The organism is Streptomyces sp. M-16 (genome assembly GCF_052114405.1).
In the GTDB taxonomy this organism is placed as follows: Bacteria; Actinomycetota; Actinomycetes; order Streptomycetales; family Streptomycetaceae; genus Streptomyces.
The window spans coordinates 1-6,399 of sequence record NZ_JBFRER010000213.1; the positions used below are offsets into that span (position 1 = coordinate 1).

Consider the following 6,399-nt stretch of genomic DNA (forward strand, 5'->3'; position numbering starts at 1 on the left):
GTCCCCCACCGGGCGCGGTTCCTCCGCGGGGGCGGCAGCGTCGGCCGCGGCGGCGGCGTCGGCCGCGGCGGCGGCGTCGGCCGCGGCAGTCCCGGGGACGAGGTCCGCCGAGTCCGTGGGGGCACCGGCTTCGGTGCGAGGGGCCGGGACCCCGGCCGGAGGAGCGTCTGCCCCTGCGGCCCCTGAAGCGCCCTCCGCGGGGACGGTGCCCTCCGGGCCCGCCCCCGACGGCGCCGTCCCGGTCTCGGCCCACTCGGCGGTCTCGCCGTGCTCGGCCTTTACGGCCGACTCGGCCGTCACGCCGTCCTCGGCGGTCTCGGCCGTCTCGGCCGTCTCGGCCGTCTCGGCCGTCTCGGCCGTCTCGGCCGTCTCGGCCGTCTCGGCCGTCTCGGCCGTCTCGGCCGTCTCGGCCGTCTCGGCGGTCTCGGCGGTCACGGCCGTCTCGGCCGTCTCGGCGGTCACGGCCGTCTCGGCCGTCTCGGCGGTCTCGGCCGTCTCGGCGGTCTCGGCGGTCACGGCCGTCTCGGCCGTCTCGGCGGTCTCGGCCGTCTCGGCGGTGGGGGTCAGCGGTGTGCCCGTGCCCGTCGGTGGGGTCTGGGACGCCGTGGCCGTGACGCGCAGGGCCGTCAGGAGGGGGGCGACGGCCGGTTCGTGGCGGAGGGGGGTCGCCGAGGCGTCCGTCTCCGCGGGGACGCCCGCCGCGATCAGGGCACGGCGCATCGCCGGGAGGGTGCGGCCGCCGGAGCGGACCAGGACGGCCATGTCCCGCCAGGGCACGCCGTCCTCCAGGTGGGCCCGGCGCAGGATGTCGGCGATGTTGTCGAGCTCGGAGCCGGCCGTCGGGTACGTGTACACCTCCACGCGGCCGCCCTCCCGTACCGGCTCCAGCGCCCGGTGGGCCCGTACGGCGGCGGCGGGCAGGCGCGGGACGGCCATCCGGGTGGTGAGCAGCCGGGTGGCGGCCAGCAGGGCGGAGCCGGAGCGGCGGCCGACGGTCAGCGCGCGCACGGCCGCGCCCGGGAAGGAGGTCTCGAAGCCGAGGATGTTGTTGAGGTCGGCGCCCCGGAAGGCGTAGATCGACTGGTCGGGGTCGCCGAAGGCGACCAGGGTCCCGCCCGGGCCGTTCAGGGCGCGCAGCAGCCGCAGCTGGGAGGCGTCCGTGTCCTGGTACTCGTCCACGAGGATCACGTCGTACGCGGAGGACAGCGCCGGGGTGGTCTCGGCCAGCAGGACGGCCCGGTGGAGGAGCTCCGCGTAGTCCAGCGCCCCCTGGAGGTCGAGCACGTCGAGGTACTCGGAGAGGAAGGCCGCGGCCGCCTTCCAGTCCGGGCGGCCGATCCGCTCGGCGAAGTCGGCCAGGGCGCGGGGGCCGAGGCCCAGCTCGCGGGCGCGGGCCAGGACGGCGCGCACCTCGTCGGCGAACCCGCGCGTGGTCAGCGCGGCCCGCAGGTCGTCCGGCCAGCGGATGGAGCGGAGCCGACGCTGGCCCTCCAGCAGGGTGCGGACCATCACGTCCTGCTCCGGGCCGGAGAGCAGGCGCAGCGGGTCCGCGAACAGTTCGTGGTCCTGGTGGGCGCGGACCAGTCCGTAGCAGAAGGAGTGGAAGGTGGTGGCCTGCGGGGCGCGGGCGCCGCCGAGCCGCAGGGCCGCGCGGTCGCGGAGTTCCACTGCGGCCTTGCGGCTGAAGGTGAGGATGAGGATGCGGGCGGGGTCGACCCCCGCCTCGACCCGGGCGGCGGCCGCCTCGATCAGGGTGGTGGTCTTGCCGGTGCCCGGTCCGGCGAGGACCAGAAGGGGGCCGCGGGTGTGATCAACCACCGCGCGCTGCGCTGCGTCCAGGACAGGGGGAGCCACCTGTCCCGGCCCGGTGCGCACCAGCCGGTACGCGTCAGGGGTCCGCGTACGCCGCTCTGAGCGGTCGGAAGGAGAGGTGATCACGTGGGGTGCCGGTCCTGGTGGGTCTGCGGTCGCCGCGGTTGCCGCGCTGGCGGTGTCGGGGTCGGTGCGGGCGGCGGCCGTGGTGGCCTTCGCGCGCGCCGAAGAGGCAACGCTACGCCAACCGCGTCGGCCGCCGCAGTCCGTCCCGGCGGGGCGGGACGTCGCCCCGGAGGCCTTCCGGGTCGTCCCCCGTACGCGCCTTCGAGCCTGTGCCGGTGCCCGGCATGGCCGAAGCTGTCAGGTGTGAGTCTCGTCGCCTCCGTCCGTCTCGTCACGCCCGTCCCAGCGGGCCCGTCGCATCGCGAGGCGCGGCTCGCCGGAGGGGGTCTCGCGCAGCGGAGTACCCTCGGTCCGGTAGCGCTCCAGGGCCCGCCGCTCGCTGCCGGGCAGGGGTACGCCGTCCGCCCGCACCACGCGCCACCAGGGCACGGCTCCTCCGTACAGGGCCATGACGCGGCCGACTTGGCGGGGTCCGCCCTCGCCGAGCCACTCCGCGACGTCCCCGTAGGTCATCACCCGGCCGGGCGGAATCCGCTCGGCCACCTCCAGCACCCGCTCCGCGTACGCGGGAAGCTCTTCGCTCATTCGGGACATGGTGCCGGACGGCACGGACACCTCGGCGGAAGCTCTCCTTCCGAACCGGCGCGCACCCTGGTGCCCCCTTCGACCGCCGGTCCGTGCCACCATCTTCCGGGCGGTGACTGGTGATACGTGATCAAGAAGAGACGGATGTGACGGCTAAGGAGCAGGGTGTGAGCCCTCCGGACGGTGCGACGAGAGACGAGGGCGCGCGGCCGGGAAACGGCGCGCCCGCGGACTCCGGCGCGCCCGCCGAAGGCGACGCGCGCCCTGACGCGGCCCTCCCGGACGCGGCCCTCCCGGAGCCCGCGCTCCCGGAACCGGCGCGCCCGGAACCCGCGCGCCCCGAGCAGCCGCGCTCCGGCGCCGTGCCCCAGGCGCCCCAGGTGCCCCAGGCGCCCGCCTGCGATCCGCACCCCGACGACCCGCCCGGTCACACCCCGACGGCGGCCGACCGGGTCGAGGTCGACGAGCCGCTGCTCGCCGCGCGCGTGCACCGGCCCTCCGACCTCGTACGGCTCCTCGTCGGCGTGCTCGGCATCGCCGTCGTCCTGTGCATCGCCGCCTTCGCCCACGGCACCACCGCGGGCCTGGAGCAGGACATCAGCGCCGGCACGGGCCAGGCACCCGATCTGCTGATCAAGGTCGCCGGGCTGGTGTCCTCCATCGCCGTGCTCCTGGTGCCCGTCGCCTTCGCCATCGAGCGGCTGATCAAACGCGACGGGCTGCGCATCGCGGACGGCGTACTCGCCGCGGTCCTCGCGCACGGCGTCACCCTCGCCACCGACCTGTGGGTCTCCCAGGCCGCCCCCGGGACCATCCAGGAGGCGCTGACCCGGACCACCGGCACCACCGGCACCCTCACCGACCCGGTGCACGGCTACCTCGCGCCCGTGATCGCGTACATGACCGCCGTCGGGATGACGCGCCGGCCCCGCTGGCGGGTGGCGCTGTGGGTGGTCCTGCTCCTGGACGCCTTCGCCATGCTGGTCGGCGGGTACACGACACCGTTCTCGATCATCCTGACGGTACTGATCGGCTGGAGCGTCGCGTACGGCACCCTGTACGCGGTCGGCTCCCCGAACGTCCGCCCCACCGGGCAGAACCTCCTCGCGGGCCTGCGCCGCGTCGGCTTCCAGCCGGTCAGCGCGATGCGCGCCGAGGCTCCCGAGGGAGAGGGCGCGGAGGCCAACGGCAGCGACCGGGGCCGCCGCTACCACGTCACGCTGGAGGACGGGCCGCCGCTGGACGTCACCGTCGTGGACCGCGAGCAGCAGGCGCACGGCTTCTTCTACCGGGTCTGGCGCCGGATGACCCTGCGCGGGATCACCACCCGGCGCAGCCTGCAGTCCCTGCGCCAGGCCCTGGAGCAGGAGGCACTGCTCGCCTACGCGGCCATCGCGGCCGGGGCCAACGCCCCCCGGCTGATCGCCACCTCCGAGCTCGGCCCCGACGCCGTGATGCTGGTCTACGAGCACCTGGGCGGCCGGACCCTCGACGCGCTGCCGGACGAGGAGATCACCGACGACCTGAGCCGCAACGCGTGGGAGCAGGTACGGGCCCTCCAGTCGCGCCGGATCGCGCACCGCCGGCTCACCGGGGACGCGCTGGTGGTGGATCGTTCCGGCAACGTCATCCTCACCGACCTGCGGGGCGGCGAGATCGCGGCCGGCGACCTGGTGCTCCGCATGGACATCGCCCAGCTGCTGGCCACCCTCGGCCTGCGGGTCGGAGCCGAGCGCTCGGTGGCCTCCGCGGTGTCGGTACTGGGCCCGGACGCGGTGGCGGACTGTCTGCCGCTGCTCCAGCCGATCGCCCTGAGCCGCTCCACCCGGGCCACCCTGCGCCGGCTGGCCCGCGAGCGGGCCGACCGGCAGCGCGAGGCCGTACTGGAGTCCTCGCGGGTGGCGAAGGCCGCCCGCGAGGCGCAGGCCGCGGCGGGCGCGGGGGACGCCGGCGCCAGCGCGGCCGCCGACCGCAAGGCGGAGAAGCGGGCGCTGGACGACGCCCTCGAAGGGGCGCGCGAGGAGGACCTCCTCAGCCAGATCCGCCGGCAGATCCTGCTGATCCGCCCGCAGGCCCCGGTGGAGCCGGCCCGGCTGGAACGGATCCGTCCGCGCACCCTGGTGTCCTTCATCGCGGGTGCGTTCGGCGCGTACTTCCTGCTCACGCAGCTGGCCCACGTGGACTTCGCGACCATCGTCGAGCAGGCGCAGTGGAGCTGGGTCGGGGCGGCGCTCGCCTTCTCGGCGCTCAGCTACTTCGCGGCGGCGATGAGCCTGCTGGGCTTCGTACCGGAACGGGTGCCCTTCCTGCGGACGGTGCTCGCGCAGGTGGCGGGGTCCTTCGTGAAGCTGGTCGCCCCGGCCGCGGTCGGCGGTGTCGCGCTGAACACCCGCTTCCTGCAGCGGGCCGGCATCCGCCCCGGCCTGGCCGTGGCCAGCGTCGGCGCCTCCCAGCTCTTCAGCCTGGCCAGCCACATCCTCCTGCTGCTGTCCTTCGGGTACCTGACGGGCACCGAGAAGACGCCCGAGATGACCCCCTCCCGGACGGTCATCGCGGGCCTGCTCACGGTCGCCGTGCTGGTCCTCGTCGTCACGGCGGTCCCCTTCCTGCGGAAGTTCGTCGTCACCCGGGTACGGGCCCTGTTCGCGGGTGTCGTCCCGCGCATGCTGGACGTGCTCCAGCGCCCGCAGAAGCTGATGACCGGCATCGGCGGCATGCTGCTGCTGACCGGCTGCTTCGTGATGTGCCTGGACGCCTCGATCCGCGCCTTCGGCGGCGGGGAGGCCATCAGCTACGCGAGCATCGCGGTGGTCTTCCTGGCGGGCAACGCCCTGGGCTCGGCGGCCCCGACCCCGGGCGGCATCGGAGCGGTGGAGACGACCCTGACGCTGGGTCTGATCGCGGCGGGCCTGGAGAAGGAGGTCGCCATCTCGGCGGTCCTGCTCTTCCGCCTGATGACCTTCTGGCTGCCGGTCCTCCCGGGCTGGATCTCGTTCAACTTCCTGACCCGCAAGGAATCGATCTAGCTCCGCCGGTCCCGCCGGTCCCCTCGGGGGCCCGGCCGACGAAGGCCCCGCCAGGCACCCCGGGCGTCCCGGCGGGGCCTTCCCGTCTGCCGGCCGGTCCCGGTCCCGCGCCCCACCCCGCCGCCGGGCGGAACCGCCGGTTCTGACCGAAAGCACGATGCGGCCGCCCCGGACCCTCCCATACCTTCCCAAAGGAGACAGACCTTAACGGGAGATGACCATGCGTTCAGTGATCGTCGTGGGCGGCGGCATCAGCGGCCTGTCGGCCGCCTGGCAGCTGCGCGGCCGGGCGGACGTCACCGTGCTGGAGAGCCGGGCCACGGTCGGCGGCACACTGCGCACCGGCACCATCGCCGGTACCGCAGTCGACGAGGGCGCGGAATCCCTGACGGCGCTGCGCCCGGAGGCCGTGGAACTGGTGACCGCCGTCGGACTCGGCGACGCCCTGCGCGCCCCGGCCCCGTCCGCCACCGCCCTCTGGTCCCACGGCGGGCTGCGCACGCTCCCGCCCGGTCACGTCATGGGCGTCCCGGCCGACCCGGCCGCGCTGGCCGGCACGGGCCTGCTCTCGGCGGAGGGCGTCGCACGGGTCGCGGCCGAGGAGAGCCTGCCCGCCGCACCGCTCACCGAGGACTGCTCGGTGAGCGCGTACCTCGGCGCCCGCCTCGGCCGGGAGGCCCTGGACCGGCTGGTCGAACCGATACTGGCCGGGGTCCACGCGGGCCGCGCCGACCGGCTCTCGCTGCACGCGACCCTGCCCCGGATCGCCGCCCTGGCCGAACGGGGCGGCCCGCTGCTGCCCGCGCTGCGCCGGATGAAGGCGGCGGGCGGCGCGCGCCCGCCCGCGGGC

At 75.6% G+C, this 6,399-nt stretch carries 4 protein-coding genes; 2 read left to right on the forward strand and 2 right to left on the reverse strand.

All coding sequences use genetic code 11. The annotated features are described in order from the left end of the window. Together AB4039_RS40885 and AB4039_RS40890 are read right to left on the reverse strand one after the other, a co-directional pair. Positions 1-1,875, reverse strand: a 1,875-nt coding sequence (locus tag AB4039_RS40885) for an ATP-dependent helicase (protein WP_442273178.1), incomplete at its 3' end; no start/stop codon positions are given. A gap of 300 nt (positions 1,876-2,175) precedes the next feature. Then, positions 2,176-2,523, reverse strand: coding sequence for an MGMT family protein (locus AB4039_RS40890; protein ID WP_442273176.1), 348 nt, complete (start codon positions 2,521-2,523; stop codon positions 2,176-2,178). 167 nt (positions 2,524-2,690) lie between these two features. On the opposite strand from AB4039_RS40890, the gene AB4039_RS40895 reads away from it, so the two are divergent. Then, entirely contained in the window at positions 2,691-5,549 is a 2,859-nt protein-coding gene (locus tag AB4039_RS40895) for a lysylphosphatidylglycerol synthase domain-containing protein (RefSeq protein ID WP_266842129.1), read from the forward strand. Between the two features lie 220 nt (positions 5,550-5,769). Continuing rightward, the coding region (gene hemG, locus AB4039_RS40900; protein ID WP_442273177.1) for a protoporphyrinogen oxidase at positions 5,770-6,399 on the forward strand (630 nt) is incomplete at its 3' end.